This is a genomic window from Geodermatophilus sp. SYSU D00742 (assembly GCF_054049935.1).
Window position 1 is genome coordinate 26,982 of record NZ_JBJGYJ010000012.1, and the last position, 14,268, is coordinate 41,249.

Here is a 14,268-nt window from a genome sequence, read left to right on the forward strand (position 1 = left end):
GACGAAGGGGGAGCACACCCATGCCCGGACGGCGCCGCCGGACGACGACCCGGTCCACCAGCACCACGCGCAGCAGCACGACGCGGACGAGCACCACCGCCCGCCGGCGACCGGCTCCCCGTCGGGCCGCCGAGCCCGCCCCGCAGCGGCCGGTCGCCGGGCCGGGGGAGCGGGTGTGGGTGCTCGCCGTCCCGTTCCGGGCGCCGGCCCCGGGGGCGCAGTGGCGTCCGGACCTGCAGGCGCACGTCTGGGTCGGCCGCGAGCTGCCGCCGGAGCTGGCGCCCCACGACCCGGCGCCGTACACCTTCGAGCGCTTCCTGGAGGACGAGCTCAACGCCGCGCCGCGCCCGGTCCCGGCCGGCCACCCGCTGCGGCCCCGCGACGAGCAGGTGACCGGAGCGGCGGCGATCGCGGCCTCGGCGAGGGCCGGACACCGGGTCTTCCTCCTCGGCGACGACCCCGGCGTGGGCAAGACCGGCACCGCCGTCCTGGCCGCCCGGGAGGTCGCCGCGCAGCGCGGCGGGCGCACCGTCCTCGTGGTCGCCGACCGTCCCGCCGCGATCACCATCCCGCACTGGACCCGCTCGATCGCCGGGTTCGGCGACGGCGGCCTGCGCTGGTGCGTCACCACCTGGGACCGGCTGGCCAAGATCGCGGGGCTGCAGAGGACGGGGCTGCGCTTCGACGTCGTCATCGCCGACGAGGCGCACATGGTGCGGCACACGACGACGCAGCGGTGGAAGCACTGGAAGGCCGTCTCCGGCGCCGGCCGGGTCCAGAACGCGCCGTTCGTCATCGCGGCCACCGCCACGCCGGCGCACACACCGCTCGAGCTGCCCTACCTGGCCCCGGAGTTCGCCCGGCGGCACGGGGAGCCGTTGCGGGCCTGGGCCGACCTGCCCGGCCGGCTGGCCGAGCACGGGTTCCACGTGGAACGGGGTCGCTACGGCTGGGCCTGGACCGAGGACGCCGACGAGCGCCGCGCCGACCTCGCCCGGCTCCAGGGCTGGCTGGCCGACGGGACCCCGCCGGCCACGCTGCACCGGCCGGCGCCGTGGGGACCGGTGTCGGTCACCGGGACGCCGGTCGCCCTGACGCCGGCCGAGCGGGCCGCCTACGACTCCGAGTGGCAGGAGTTCCGAGCCGAGATGCGGTTGGCCCGGCGCGCCCGCCAGAGCGCCCGGGGCCGCGCGGCGCTGCTGCGGTTCCGGCAGAAGGCCGGGCTGATCCGGGCCCAGGCGACCGTGGACTGGGTCAAGGCGCAGGTGGAGGCGGAGCGGCAGGTCGCGGTCTCGGTGGAGTTCGTCGAGACGGCGGCCGACCCGATCCGCGAGGCGCTGCTGGACAGCGGGGTGCCGGTCGCCGCGGTCTACGGCCGCGACCGGTTCGACGTCGAGGCCGAGCGGCTGCGCTTCCAGACCGGGGCGGCCCCGGTCTGCGTCCTCACCGTCACCGCCTCCATCAGCCTGCACGCCGGCGAGCTCCTGCCCGACGGGACGACCGCCTCCACGACCCCGCGGGTCGGGCTGTTCCACCAGCCGCGGTTCTCCGGCATCCAGGCGCGGCAGGTCACCGGCCGCACCCACCGCGACGGGCAGGTCTCACCGTGGCGGGTGGCCTTCGCCGAGGACACCGTGGAGGAGCAGGTGGCCCGCGTGATGGTGGAGCGGCTGGCGGTCAGCGGCTCGACGGCCGGCGCGGACACGTCGTCCCTGCAGGAGATCGCCGAGCTGCTGGACGCCGACTGGCTGCCGGCGACCGCCCTCACCGACGCCTGAGCCGGCCCGGGCGCCTCACCCGGGCCCGACGGTCGAGCGCGCCCGGGCAGAGCTCCAGCCGTGCTGCCGGAGGCGGTCGAACCCGTCGAGGAGCAGGTCGAGGGCGAACTCGAACTCGAACTGCTCGTCGCAGCCCGAGCCGGGACCGGACAGGTCGCCCCGGGTCGCGACCGTGGCGATCTCGAGGATGTGCGGGTAGCGCTGCGCGAACTCCGCCGCCACGGCCTCCTGCTCCGCACGGGTCGGCGCCGGTGCGTCGGCGCCCGGCGGCTCGTCGAACAGCTCCGGGCTGAACCCCCAGATGCGGTTGCCCAGCGTGTGCATCACGTGGTGGGTCAGGTCGGCGGAGAAGCCCCCGGCCAGGAACAGGCCGGCGACGGAGTCCATGTACCCGAGGACCGCAGCGGTCCGGCGGGTGCGGGACTCGATCGCCTGCCGCGCCCACGGGTGGCGCAGCACCGCCGCCCGCGCCGAGAGCACGCGCCGGCGGACGGCGTCCCTCCACCCCGACGCCGGGTCCACCGGCTCCACCTCGCCGATGACGACGTCGACCATGCCGTCGAGCAGCTCGTCCTTGTTCGCGACGTGCTTGTACAGCGCCATCGGCACCACGCCGAGCTCCTGGGCCAGCCGCCGCATGCTCACCGCGGCGATGCCCGCGTCGTCGGCCAGTGCCACCGCCGCCCCCAGCACGCGCTCCCTGCTGAGCGGCGCCCGGCGCACGCCCTCCCGCTGGGCCATCCGACCACCTCCCGTCGCGACGCCCGAGCCTAGGACCTTGACAGGTGTACGGCGTACACCTAACGTCCGGACCACGGGTGTACGCCGTACACCGGAAGAATGGAGGAAAGGCCATGAGCTCGCACAGGGGGTCCGCCGTCGTCGCGGGGGTGTTCTTCGTCGTCGCGGCCGTCACCGCGGTCATCGCGCTGGCGCTCTACCAGCCGGTGCTGGGGGACCCCGGGTACGTCCTCGGGGCGGGAGCCGACACGCGCGTGCTGTGGGGCGGTTTCCTCGAGGTCGTCCTCGCCGCCTCCTGCATCGGCACCGCGGTCGCGCTCTACCCGGTGGTGCGGGGACAGGACGAGGGCGTCGCACTCGGCTACGTCTGCGGGCGCCTGCTGGAGGCGGCGCTGATCACCGTCGGCATCGTGGCCGTCCTCGCGGTGGTGACCCTCCGCGAGGCGTCCACCGGAGGCGCGGACGACCGGGCCCTCGTGGCGGTCGCCGAGGCGCTCGTCGCCGTCCACGACTGGACCTTCCTGCTCGGCCCCGGGCTCGTCATCGGCGTCAACAGCCTGCTGCTGGCGTCTCTCGTGTACCGGTCCCGGCTCGTGCCACGCTGGATCGCCGTCCTCGGCCTGGTCGGTGGCCCGCTGGTGTTCGCGTCGTCGACCGCGGTCCTGTTCGGCCTCTACGAGCAGGTCTCCGTGTGGGGCATGGCCGCCGCCCTCCCCGTCGCCGCCTGGGAGATGAGCCTCGCCGTCTTCCTGATCGCCCGGGGCTTCCGGCCGTCTCCCGTGCTCGCCGGCGGACCGGCCGCTCCGGTCGCGCGGCCCGCGGTGACCGCCGCCGCCTGACCGTCCGGCTGTTAGGTTCGGCGGCGAAGTGACACGGGGTGTCCCCCGGCAGGGGACTGAGAGCACACCCGTCGAACCTGCTCCAGTTCGTACTGGCGAAGGGATGTCACGGCATGGATGCCGACGACCTGCGCGCGGCCCGGGCGGCCCTGCGCGCCACCACCCCCCTGGTGCACTGCCTGACCAACACGGTCGTGCAGGCCTTCACCGCCAACGCCCTGCTGGCCGCGGGCGCGGCACCGGCGATGGTCGACGCCCCCGAGGAGGCCGCCGACTTCGCCGCCGTCGCCTCGGCCGTGCTGGTCAACGTGGGCACGGTCAACGCCCGCACCGCCGAGGCGATGCGCCTGGCGGCCCGGTCGGCGGGTGCGGCAGGGACGCCCTGGGTGCTCGACCCGGTCGCCGTGGGCGCGCTGGCCTTCCGCACCGGCCTCGCCGCCGAGCTGGTCGAGGCGCGGCCCACGGTGGTCCGCGGCAACGCCTCGGAGGTGATGGCACTGGCGGGCGCGGGCGGCGGCGGCCGGGGGGTCGACAGCACCGCCGGCGCCGACGCCGCAGCCCCGGCGGCAGCCGAGCTGGCCCGCCGGACCGGCGGGGTGGTGGCCGTCAGCGGCGAGGTCGACCTGGTCACCGACGGACGGCGCACGGTCCGCGTGGGCGGCGGCTCGGTGCTGCTCACCCGCACCACCGGCGCCGGGTGTGCCCTGGGCGCGCTGGTGGCCGCCTACGTCGCCGCGACCGGCGACGCGATCACCGGGACAGTGGCCGCGCACGCCCACGTCGCGCTGGCCGCCGAGGTCGCCGCCGACGTCGCCGACGGCCCGGGCACCTTCGCCCCGGCCTGGCTCGACGCGCTCGACACCCTCGACGGCGACTCCCTGGCCCGGGCCGACCTCCGGGACCACCGGTGACCCGGTTCGACCCCACCCTCTACCTGGTCACCGACTCCGCGCTGTGCTCCCCGCGGCCGGTCGCCGACGTCGTCCGCGCCGCGGTGGCCGGCGGCGTCACCGCCGTCCAGGTGCGGGACAAGACCGCCGCCCGCCGGGAGCTGCTGGCGCTCACCCGGGCGGTGCAGGCGGCGCTGGCCGACCGGCCCGACGTCCCCGTGGTGGTCAACGACGCGGTGGACGTCGCCCTGGTCGCAGGCGCCGACGGCGTGCACGTCGGCCAGGACGACCTGCCACCGACGGAGACCCGCGCGCTGCTCGGCCCGGGCCGGCTGGTCGGGGTGAGCGTCTCCTCGGCCGCCGAGCTCGACGCGGCGCTGGCCCTGCCGGCCGGCACCGTCGACGTCGTCGGGCTCAGCCCGGTCTGGCCCACCCCGACCAAGCCGGACGCCGCGCCGGGGCTGGGCCTCGAGGGCACCGCGGCGCTGGCCGCGGCGGCGCGCACCGGCGGCCTGGCCGCGGTGGCGATCGGCGGCATCGACACCGGCCGGGCGGCCGCCGTCGCCCGCACCGGGGTGGACGGCATCTGCGTGGTGTCGGCGATCTGCGCGGCGGCCGACCCCGAGGCGGCGGCCCGTGCCCTGCGCGCGCAGATCGCGGCCGGCCGGGCCGTGGGGGCACACCGGTGACCACGCCGACCGTGCCCGTCGCGCTGACCGTCGCCGGCAGCGACCCCAGCGGCGGGGCCGGCATCCAGGCCGACCTCAAGACCTTCAGCGCCCTCGGCGCCTACGGGACGGCGGTGCTGACCGCGCTCACCGCGCAGAACACCCGCGGGGTGACCGGCGTGCACCCGGTGCCGGCGGAGTTCGTCGCCCAGCAGCTGCACACGCTGCTCGACGACGTCCCGGTGCACGCCACGAAGCTCGGCATGCTCGGGACGGCGGAGGTGGTGGCCGCGGTGGCCGGCGTCCTGGCCGCCCGCCCCACGGGCCCGGTGGTGTGCGACCCGGTGATGGTGTCGACCAGCGGGCACCGGCTCATCGACGAGCCCGCGGTGGACGCCGTGCGCACCACGCTCCTGCCGCTGGCCGACCTGGTCACCCCCAACGTGCCCGAGGCGGCGGCGCTGCTGGACACCGCGCCCGCCGCCGACGTCGACGGGCTGGTCACGCAGGGCGAGGCGCTGCTGGCGCTGGGGCCGCGGGCGGTGCTGCTCAAGGGCGGCCACCTGGGCGGCGAGGAGAGCGTCGACGTCCTGGTCACCGCCGACGGCGCCGTCCGCACCCGGCGGCCCCGGGTGGCGACCACGGCCACCCACGGCACCGGCTGCACGCTGTCCTCGGCGCTGGCCGCGCTGGCCGCCCGCCACGGTGCCGGCGACTGGCCGCCGCTGGTGGAGCGGGCGCGGGACTACCTGCAGGCGGCACTGGCCGGCGGGGTCGGGCTCGGCATCGGCTCGGGGGCGGGTCCGGTGCACCACTTCGCCGGCATCTGGCCGTCGTGAGCTCGTTCAGCGAGCGCGCCTGGGCGGGCACCGCCGGGCTGCGAGCGGCCATCGACGGCCTGCCGTTCCTGGCCGAGCTGGGGGCGGGCACCCTCGCCCCGGCCGCGTTCCGGCACTACCTGGAGCAGGACGGCCTGTACCTCGCCGACTACGCGCGGGCGCTGGCGCTGCTGGGGGCCCGCGCTCCGGACTCCGCCGCCGCGTCCTTCTGGACGACGTCCGCGGCCGCCACCGCGACGGTGGAGCGGCAGGTGCAGGCCGACCTGTTGTCCGCCGGGCTCCCCGCGGCCGACCGCACGGCCGGCGGGCCGGTGCACTCGCCCACCTGCCTGGCCTACGTCTCCTACCTGGTGGCCACCGCGGCCACGGCCCCGTACGCCGTGGGCGCCGCGGCCGTCCTGCCCTGCTACTGGGTGTACGCCGACGTCGGCGCACGCCTGGCGCGGACCGCCGGGCTCGTCCCCGGGCACCCGTTCCTGCGCTGGGTCGCCGTGTACGACTCCGCGGAGTTCCAGCAGTCCGCCCGCCGGGCGCGCGCGCTCGCCGACGCGGCGGCCGAGGCGTCCCCCGACGCGGAGCCGGCGATGCGGCGCGCGTTCACCGTCGCCACCCGGTACGAGCTGGAGTTCTGGCGCTCGGCGCACCAGCGGGAGACCTGGCCCGACGCGCTCGGCTGACCCCCGCGTCACCCGGTCGGACGACGGGCGACCATGGGGGTGGCCGGCGACAGCGAGGAGGTGGGGCGTGCGGCGGGAGGCGAGCATCCTCCACCTGGACCTCGACGCCTTCTTCGCCGCGGTCGAGCAGCGCGACAAGCCGTCGCTGCGCGGGCGCCCGGTGGTGGTCGGCGGGGTCGGGGGCCGCGGGGTGGTGGCGACGGCGTCCTACGAGGCGCGGGCCTACGGGGCGCGCTCGGCGATGTCCACGGCGGAGGCGCGGCGGCGCTGCCCGGCGGGGACGGCCTTCCTCGGCGGCCGGTTCTCGGCCTACCGGCGCACCTCCGACGTCGTCATGGAGCTGCTGCGCGAGCTCTCCCCGCTGGTCGAGCCCGCCTCGCTGGACGAGGCCTACGTGGACCTCGCCGCCGGCGGGCCGCACGACCTCTCGGTGGACGGCGTGACCGCGCTCGGGCGCCGGTTGAAGGAGGCGATCGCGGCGGCGACCGGCGGGGTCACCGGGTCGGTCGGCATCGGGTCGTCGAAGCTCATGGCCAAGATCGCCTCCGACCTCGACAAGCCCGACGGGCTGGTCGTCGTCCGCCCGGGCCGGGAGCTGGAGGTCCTGCACCCGCTGCCGGTGACCCGGCTGGGCGGGGTCGGCCCCGCCACCGCCGAGCGGCTGCACCAGGTCGGCGTCAAGACCGTGGCCGACCTCGCCGCCCGGTCGCTGCCGGACCTGGTGGCGCTGGTCGGGCGGGCGCACGGCGCGGGCCTGTACGCGCTGGCCCGCGCCGAGGACGACCGGCCGGTGGTCGCCGAGCGGGGCGCGAAGTCGGTGTCGCAGGAGTCGACGTTCGAGCGCGACCTCACCGACGTCGCCGTCCTCACGCGGGAGATCGACACGATGGCCGGGCGGGTGGCCACGCGGCTGCGCGACGCCGCCCTGTCGGGGCGGACGGTGACGCTCAAGCTGCGCCGCTACGACTTCACCACGCTCACCCGCTCGCAGACGCTGCCCCAGCCGACCGACGACCCGCGGGCGATCGCCACGATCGCGCGCCGGCTGCTCACCGAGGCCGGCACCGCCGGCGGGCTGCGGCTGCTCGGCGTCGGCGTCTCGGGGCTGTCGCCCTACGCGCAGGGGGACCTGTTCGCGGCCGACGACGCCCCCCCGGCCGACGAGGAGCCGCTGTCGGCCGACGACCCGGTCGAGGACCCGGCCGACCCGCTGCCCGCGGAGCAGCGCTGGTGGCCGGGCCAGGACGTCCGGCACGACCAACTCGGCCCCGGCTGGGTGTGGGGGCGGGGCCTGGGGCGGGTCACGGTGCGCTTCGAGGGCCCCGGCACGCCGCCCGGGCCGGTGCGCACCCTCGCCGCCGACGACCCGGCGCTGCACGTCGCCGAGCCGCCGGACTGGCGGGTCACCGCGGGGGCACCGGCCCGCCCGGCACCGTGAGGTCCTGGCCGACGGCGCGGTCGGCCGGGAGGACGCCGTCGGTCGGGGGCGTGAGGGTGCGGGTGCGCATGCGCCGCCGGATCCTGCGCTCGGTGCTGGTCGTGGTCACGTCCGCCTCCCGTCGTCCGGCGGGCCCCGGTGGACCGCCTGCGCCTGCGAGCGTGCGACGGCAGCCTGGACGGGGCCTGGGAGCCGGGTGGCAGTCCCGTCGGGGCCGGGGGCGATCATGGGCGCATGGTCGACCAGAGCGCATGGGTGCGGATGACGCGAGAGGACCCGGGGCACTCGGCGGCCTACGTCCAGCGGTTCCGCACCATGGCCGAGCAGGGCGCCGACCTGGGGGGTGAGGCGCGGCTCGTGGACGCGCTCCTGCCGCGCCGTTCCCGGGTGCTCGACGCGGGCTGCGGGCCCGGCCGGGTGGGTGGCCGGCTGGCCGAGGCGGGGCACGACGTCGTCGGCGTGGACGTCGACCCGGTGCTGATCGCCGCCGCCGAGGAGGACCACCCCGGTCCACGGTGGCTGGTCGGCGACCTCGCCGAGCTGGACCTGGCGGCGGTGGGCGTCACGGCGCCCTTCGACGCGATCGTCTGCGCCGGCAACGTCATGACGTTCCTGGCACCGTCGACCCGGGTGACGGTGCTGGAGCGGCTGCGGGCACACGTCGCCACCGACGGCCGTGCCGCGATCGGCTTCGGCGCGGGCCGGGGCTACGCGTTCGACGACTTCCTCGACGACGCCCGGACCGGTGGGTGGGCGCCGGACCTCCTGCTGGCGACCTGGGACCTGCGGCCGTTCACCCCCTCGTCGGACTTCCTGGTCGCCGTCCTCCGCCCCGCCTGACCTCGGCATCTCCGCCCGACTGAGTCGCCGGCGCCGGTGGGCGCTCCGCCGACGGTGGTGTGCGTGGCGGCGCGTTCCGACGGCGGGTCCGCCGTGACCGCACCTCCTCATGCGTCCACTTCCCGCGCCGGTCCCCATCGGTGTCCGTGCTGGTCAGCGGCCGGGGACCGTCGTACCCCCGGGTCGGGGTCGTGTCGATGGGTGGGCGGTTCGCGACCCCACCAGCCGGCCGACCCCGACGACGACCTCCCGCCCTTGTGAGCCGTGACCTGCGCCGGGGCGACCGCTGGTGGTCGCGGCCGGTCGCGGCGACCTGCGACGGGGGTGACGCGAGGCCCAGCCGTCCAGGGAGCCGGGCCTCGCGCCACCCGAGCAGACCGCCCCCTCGGAACGGCCCGCAGTGCCGGGGGTGGGGAACCGGACGGGGAACCCGCCGACCCCGGCTGCGCCCATCGTCAGCGCAGAACCTGGACGACAGCTGTACGTCCGCCACCAATACCCCGTGACGCAACCCCGCCGCACCCCGCGGCCGGACGCGTCCACGCCCGACTACGGCCGCGACAGCCAGACGGGGCGTTGACCGGACGGCCCCGCCGCCGCGGCCCGCCACGGCGGCGACCCCGGCGGCGCGACCACCGTGACCGGCCCGTCGACCGACGGCAGCGACAGCAGGTACGGCGCGGGGTCCACCGGCTCACCGGCATCCTGGACCGGGGGCCGCGGCGCGCCCAGCAGCCAGTGCGCCGTCCGGGCCAGGGACAGCTCCCCGTGCCAGCCGCCGCCCTCCTCCCGGCGTCGGGCCAGCGCGCCCAGCACCGTCGCGGCGGCCAGGTGGCCCGTCGCGTGGTCCAGGGCCTGCGCCGGCAGGACGCCGGGCGCGTCGGGCGATCCGCACTCCACCGCGATCCCGGTCGCCGCCTGCACCAGCGAGTCGAAGCCGCGCCGCCCGCCCCAGGGACCCGTCGTCCCCCACGCCGACAGGCCCACCACGACCAGGTGCGGACACCGGGAGGCCAACGACTCCGGGTCCAGCCCGAACCGGGCCAGCGCCCCGGGCCGGTACCCCTGGACGACGACGTCCGCCTCGGCCAGCAACTCCTCGACCGTCCGGCGGTCACCGGCAGCGGCCAGGTCCAGCAGCACGTGCCTCTTCCCCGGCCCCGTGTCGATCAGCTGGCCGGGGTCCTCGGGCAGGCGCGGGCTGTCGACCCGGAGGACGTCGGCACCGTGCGACGCCAGCGTCCGGGTGGCGACCGGACCGGCGATCACCCGCGTCAGGTCCAGCACCCGGAGGCCCTCGGGGGACGCCGGACGCGCGGGCCCGTCCACCACCCGCCGCAGGCCCACCAGCGGGGCCTCGGCCACCGCCGCACCCTGCGGCGTCCCCGCCCACAGGGACCACGGACGGACGGCGGCCGCCGCACCCCCCGCCGCGACCACGGCGGACTCCAGCTCCTCGCCCGGCCAGCGCTCTGCCGCGGCACCGCCCTCCGCTCCCAGCACCCGCAGCGTGGCGTCCCGGTGGTGCGGGTAGTTGCCGTGCAGCCGCAGCCAGCCGTCGGCGGTCCGCCAGAACCGCGACAGCGGCGCGAACCCGGGCGCGACCGGCCGCCCGCCGACGGCCGCGTACCGCTCGCTGCGGAACGCCAGACCCACGTGGGCGGCGTCCACCGCGACCGGCTGAGACCCGCCCCGGAGCAGCCGGGCGGCCAGCAGCTGCGCGGCGACGGCGCCCACGGCCAGGTCGGGGACCGGCAGCGGCCCCGCCAACCCGGTGCGTCCCGAGACCCGCACCGGCGGCGCCCCGGCGCCGGTCAGCAGCGGCCAGACCTCGCCGAGCAGGCCGGCGCCCGACCCGCCGACGTGCCGGTCGTCCGCACGGCCGCGAGGACGCCGGCCACGGTTGCGATCGTCAGGAGCGGGGGTCACGGCTCCGGGGCACCCAGCGCGATGGTCAGCTCCAGCACCGTCCGCGCCTCGTCGAGGCGCTCACCGAACAGCTCACGCAGCTGGCCCATCCGGTAGCGCACCGTCTGCGGGTGGACGAACAGGTCCGCGGCGATCCTCTCCCGCCGCCCGTGGTGCAGCAGCCACGAGCGCAGCGTCTCGACCAGCTTCTCCCGCGGGCCGGGTGCGAGCTCGTCCAGCGGCGCGAGGACCTGCGCGCGCAGATCGGCCAGGGCCTCGCCGTCGGCCCGGAGGACGAGCTCGGCCAGCCGCTGCTCGGTGTCCACCGGCGCCTCGCCCTCCGGGCGCAGCCCCAGCTGCAGCGCGCGCAGGGCGCGGGAGTAGGACGAGCGGGCGTCCTGCCACGGCCGCGGCGGTCCGACGACGGCCTCCCGGCCGGACAGCGCCTTGAGCAGCGCCGCCCGCGCGAACCCCTCGGCGTCCGGCACGAGCAGCACCGCCCGCTCGGTGGACGGCTCGGCGCCGGGGAGGTCCGCCCCCGCCTGCAGCGTGCGGGCGTCGAGCTGGGCGACCGCGCCCCGGGCCCGCGCCTCGGGCAGGAGCACCGCGGTGAGCGTCCGCGGCGGCGTCCAGTCGGCGCGCTCGGCCGCGGACGCCAGGTCGTAGGCCGGGCTCCCGGTCAGCAGCAGCTCGGCCAGCCGCTCCAGGTGGCGGCGGCGCTCCCGGCCGCTGGTCGCGAGGTGGTCGGCGTGGCCGGCGACGCTGGAGGCCGAGAGCGCGTCGATGTAGGCGAACACGAGCTCGGCGAAGCGGGCCAGCGAGCCCGCCGGCATCCCTGCGGCCACCGCCGTCTCGCTCATGTGCCGCCACGCCACGCGGGCGCCGACCCGGTAGGCGCCGAGCAGGGCGTCCATCGACCGCCCGTTCTTGGCCTCGCCGCGGCCCAGGGCGTAGGCACCCTCGAGCGCGGGATCGATGGGCCGGCTGGCGTCGCCGCCACCCGTCGTCGTCGCCAGCTGGAGGAACCCACCGAGGGCGAGCTGGACGGCGTTCTCGATCGCCCGCCCCATGTCGCCCTGGAACGCCTCGGCGTAGCTGGGCACCTCGACGACGATGGCGGCCACGGTGCGCTCGGCGACGGCGGGCAGCTCGGCACGCATCGCCGCGGCCACCGCAGGGGTGAAGGGGTTCTGTTCCGGCGTCACGCTCACCTCACTGTCACCGGCGCTTTGTTCGGTGGGGACAGTATCCGCGTCGACGTTCACGTCGAGAGCACAGGTAACTGCGCCCTGAGCTGGGAATCATCAGATGTATGACCGCGACCGTCCCGCGCCCTTCCCCGGCCCGGCCGTCGGCCCTGACCGCCCTCCGCGACCGGGCGCTGCGCCTCGCCGAGCTGGTGACGACGCCGCTGCTGCCCGACGACTACCTCGACCTGGTCAACCCGCTGCGCTCCGGCGCCCCCCTGCGCGGGCGCATCGAGGCGGTGCACCCCGAGACCCGCGATGCCGCGACCCTCGTCATCCGTCCCGGCGCGGACTGGCGCCCGCACGTGCCCGGCCAGTGGGTGCGCATCGGCGTCGACGTCGACGGCGTCCGCCAGTGGCGCGCCTACTCCCTCACCTCGGACCTCACCCGCGCCGACGGCTGCATCAGCATCACCGTCAAGGCCATCCCCGGCGGGAAGGTCAGCAACCACCTGGTGCACCGCACCGAGCCGGGCACGATCGTGCAGCTGGACCAGGCCGCGGGCGAGTTCGTGCTGCCGACGCCCGCCCCCGCCAAGGCGCTGTTCGTGACCGCCGGCTCCGGGATCACCCCGGTGATGGGCATCCTGCGCAACCACCCGGAGCTCACCGACGTCGTCCTGGTGCACTCCGCCCCCACCGCCGAGGACGTCGTCTTCGGCACCGAGCTGCGCGGGATGGCGGCCGCGGGCCGGATCCGGCTGGTGGAGCAGCACACCGAGACCGCCGGCCTGCTGGACCCCGCGGCCATCGCCGCACTCGTCCCCGACCACGCCGAGCGCGCCACCTGGGCCTGCGGCCCGGTCGGGCTGCTCGAGGCGCTCGAGGAGCACTGGACGGCGGCCGGGCTGGGGGACCGGCTGTCCACCGAGCGCTTCCGGCCCACGGTCGTCGTCACCGGTGAGGGCGGCACCGTGTCCTTCGCCAAGTCGGGCACGACCGTCGAGGCCGACGGCGCGACGCCGATCCTGGACGCCGCCGAGGAGGCCGGCGTCCTCATGCCCAGCGGCTGCCGGATGGGCATCTGCTTCGGCTGCGTGCTGCCGCTGCGGGAGGGCGCGGTCCGCGACCTGCGCAACGGCGAGGTCACCACCGCCGCTCCCGGGGACGGCGTCCTCGTCCAGACCTGCGTGAGCGCCGCCGCCGGCGCCTGCGACATCGACCACTGACCCACCCCCGCGACCCGCTGAGGAGCCCCGCCGCGTGACCGTCATCCAGAAGAAGCCCGTCAACCCGATCGCCCACCTCACCGCCGAGGACATCGAGCTCATAGGCAAGGAACTCGACGACATCCGCCAGGGCGTCATCGACACCCGCGGTGAGGCCGACGCGGCCTACATCCGGAAGGTCATCGACGTCCACCGCAAGATCGAGCTGGGCAGCCGCGCGGTGCTGCTGGCCTCGGGCTTCCCGCCGGCGTGGATCCTGGGGACCGTCGGCCTCTCGGTGGCCAAGATCCTCGAGAACATGGAGATCGGGCACAACATCCTGCACGGGCAGTGGGACTGGATGCGCGACCCGAAGATCCACTCCACGACGTGGGAGTGGGACATGGCCAGCCCGGCCGAGCAGTGGAAGCACTCGCACAACGAGCTGCACCACACGTACACGAACGTGATCGGCAAGGACAACGACCTCGGCTACGGCATCATGCGCGTCGACGAGGACCAGAAGTGGCAGCCCTTCCACCTCGGTCAGCCGCTGTGGAGCTTCATCAACGCCTGCTTCTTCGAGTACGGCATCGCCGCCTACGACCTCGAGCTCGGTGCGGTCATCGCCAAGAAGCAGACCGGGGACCCGGAGTTCCGGGCCCGCGCCAAGGCGGTGCTGCGCAAGGTCGGCCGCCAGGTGCGCAAGGACTACCTCATCCACCCGCTGCTGTCGGGGCCGAACTTCGTCTCGACGCTCACCGCGAACTTCGTCGCCAACGTGGTGCGCAACCTGTGGTCGAACTCGGTGATCCTGTGCGGGCACTTCCCCGAGGGCGTCGAGACCTTCGAGAAGAAGTCCATCGACGGTGAGACCCGCGGCGAGTGGTACCTGCGCCAGATGCTCGGCTCGGCGAACATCTCCGGCTCCGCGGCCATGCACATCATGACCGGCAACCTGTCGCACCAGATCGAGCACCACCTGTTCCCCGACCTGCCCAGCAACCGCTACGCCGAGATCGCGCCGAGGGTCCGCGACCTGTTCGACAGGTACGGGCTCAACTACCACTCGGCGCCGCTGCCGAAGCAGGTCGCGTCGGCCTGGCACAAGATCATCCGGTTGTCGCTGCCCAACGGCTGGCTGGAGAAGACCACCGCGCGCAACCTGCCCTCGCAGCTGGGCAAGCTCTACAAGATGGCCACCGGGTCGCCGAGGGTGCGCCGCCGGCTGATGGCCGAGGCCGCCGCCTGACCC

The 14,268-nt window shown here is 76.3% G+C and carries 14 protein-coding genes and 1 riboswitch; of the genes, 10 read left to right on the plus strand and 4 right to left on the minus strand.

The window, feature by feature from the left end:
* Positions 1 to 20: 20 nt before the first annotated feature.
* Entirely contained in the window at positions 21 to 1,778 is a 1,758-nt protein-coding gene (locus ACI78V_RS10415; RefSeq protein WP_456850826.1) for a helicase, read from the plus strand.
* A gap of 15 nt (positions 1,779 to 1,793) precedes the next feature.
* Here the strand turns inward: ACI78V_RS10415 and ACI78V_RS10420 are convergent, their stop codons facing one another.
* A complete protein-coding gene (locus ACI78V_RS10420) occupies positions 1,794 to 2,519 on the minus strand; it encodes a TetR/AcrR family transcriptional regulator (protein WP_456850827.1) in 726 nt (241 codons plus the stop codon).
* Between the two features lie 113 nt (positions 2,520 to 2,632).
* On the opposite strand from ACI78V_RS10420, the gene ACI78V_RS10425 reads away from it, so the two are divergent.
* From ACI78V_RS10425 to ACI78V_RS10450, 6 genes are all read left to right on the plus strand, one after another.
* Positions 2,633 to 3,358 (plus strand): DUF4386 domain-containing protein, encoded by a 726-nt coding sequence (locus tag ACI78V_RS10425; RefSeq protein ID WP_456850828.1) that lies wholly within the window; start codon positions 2,633 to 2,635, stop codon positions 3,356 to 3,358.
* A 24-nt stretch (positions 3,359 to 3,382) separates the two neighbouring features.
* Positions 3,383 to 3,479: riboswitch (TPP riboswitch) on the plus strand.
* Positions 3,472 to 4,269, plus strand: coding sequence for a hydroxyethylthiazole kinase (thiM, locus tag ACI78V_RS10430; RefSeq protein WP_456850829.1), 798 nt, complete (start codon positions 3,472 to 3,474; stop codon positions 4,267 to 4,269). Its footprint overlaps the riboswitch before it by 8 nt.
* Positions 4,266 to 4,937, plus strand: coding sequence for a thiamine phosphate synthase (gene thiE / locus ACI78V_RS10435; protein ID WP_456850830.1), 672 nt, complete (start codon positions 4,266 to 4,268; stop codon positions 4,935 to 4,937). The genes thiM and thiE overlap by 4 nt, the downstream gene beginning before the upstream one ends.
* Complete coding sequence (gene thiD, locus ACI78V_RS10440; protein ID WP_456850831.1) at positions 4,934 to 5,755, plus strand: bifunctional hydroxymethylpyrimidine kinase/phosphomethylpyrimidine kinase; 822 nt, start codon at positions 4,934 to 4,936, stop codon at positions 5,753 to 5,755. Before thiE ends, thiD begins: the two co-directional genes overlap by 4 nt.
* A complete protein-coding gene (locus tag ACI78V_RS10445) occupies positions 5,752 to 6,432 on the plus strand; it encodes a TenA family protein (protein WP_456850832.1) in 681 nt (226 codons plus the stop codon). The genes thiD and ACI78V_RS10445 overlap by 4 nt, the downstream gene beginning before the upstream one ends.
* 67 nt (positions 6,433 to 6,499) lie before the next feature.
* Positions 6,500 to 7,870, plus strand: a complete 1,371-nt coding sequence (locus tag ACI78V_RS10450; RefSeq protein WP_456850833.1) for a DNA polymerase IV — start codon at positions 6,500 to 6,502, stop codon at positions 7,868 to 7,870.
* Here the strand turns inward: ACI78V_RS10450 and ACI78V_RS10455 are convergent.
* Positions 7,836 to 7,979, minus strand: coding sequence for a hypothetical protein (locus ACI78V_RS10455; RefSeq protein WP_456850834.1), 144 nt, complete (start codon positions 7,977 to 7,979; stop codon positions 7,836 to 7,838). The two genes, ACI78V_RS10450 and ACI78V_RS10455, sit on opposite strands and share 35 nt — an antisense overlap.
* Before the next feature lie 125 nt (positions 7,980 to 8,104).
* On the opposite strand from ACI78V_RS10455, the gene ACI78V_RS10460 reads away from it, so the two are divergent.
* The gene (locus ACI78V_RS10460) at positions 8,105 to 8,710 is read left to right on the plus strand and encodes a class I SAM-dependent methyltransferase (RefSeq protein ID WP_456850835.1); all 606 of its coding nucleotides are present in this window, start codon (positions 8,105 to 8,107) and stop codon (positions 8,708 to 8,710) included.
* Positions 8,711 to 9,259: 549 nt separating this feature from the next.
* Here the strand turns inward: ACI78V_RS10460 and ACI78V_RS10465 are convergent.
* Together ACI78V_RS10465 and ACI78V_RS10470 are read right to left on the minus strand one after the other, a co-directional pair.
* Entirely contained in the window at positions 9,260 to 10,639 is a 1,380-nt protein-coding gene (locus ACI78V_RS10465) for a CoA transferase (protein ID WP_456850836.1), read from the minus strand.
* Entirely contained in the window at positions 10,636 to 11,823 is a 1,188-nt protein-coding gene (locus ACI78V_RS10470; protein WP_456850837.1) for a PucR family transcriptional regulator, read from the minus strand. The genes ACI78V_RS10465 and ACI78V_RS10470 overlap by 4 nt, the downstream gene beginning before the upstream one ends.
* 107 nt (positions 11,824 to 11,930) lie before the next feature.
* On the opposite strand from ACI78V_RS10470, the gene ACI78V_RS10475 reads away from it, so the two are divergent.
* Together ACI78V_RS10475 and ACI78V_RS10480 are read left to right on the plus strand one after the other, a co-directional pair.
* Positions 11,931 to 13,034: a ferredoxin reductase gene (locus ACI78V_RS10475; protein ID WP_456850838.1), complete on the plus strand. Its 1,104-nt coding sequence runs from the start codon at positions 11,931 to 11,933 to the stop codon at positions 13,032 to 13,034.
* A gap of 34 nt (positions 13,035 to 13,068) precedes the next feature.
* A complete protein-coding gene (locus ACI78V_RS10480) occupies positions 13,069 to 14,265 on the plus strand; it encodes a fatty acid desaturase family protein (protein WP_456850839.1) in 1,197 nt (398 codons plus the stop codon).
* Positions 14,266 to 14,268: the final 3 nt, after the last annotated feature.

Bases quoted from the DNA above. Each gene is read 5' to 3' on its own strand.
- thiM (WP_456850829.1), top strand. From the start codon at position 3,472: ATGGATGCCGACGACCTGCGCGCGGCCCGGGCGGCCCTGCGCGCCACC.
- ACI78V_RS10425 (WP_456850828.1), top strand. From the start codon at position 2,633: ATGAGCTCGCACAGGGGGTCCGCCGTCGTCGCGGGGGTGTTCTTCGTC.
- ACI78V_RS10475 (WP_456850838.1), top strand. From the start codon at position 11,931: ATGACCGCGACCGTCCCGCGCCCTTCCCCGGCCCGGCCGTCGGCCCTG.
- ACI78V_RS10415 (WP_456850826.1), top strand. From the start codon at position 21: ATGCCCGGACGGCGCCGCCGGACGACGACCCGGTCCACCAGCACCACG.
- ACI78V_RS10420 (WP_456850827.1), bottom strand. From the start codon at position 2,519: ATGGCCCAGCGGGAGGGCGTGCGCCGGGCGCCGCTCAGCAGGGAGCGC.
- ACI78V_RS10460 (WP_456850835.1), top strand. From the start codon at position 8,105: ATGGTCGACCAGAGCGCATGGGTGCGGATGACGCGAGAGGACCCGGGG.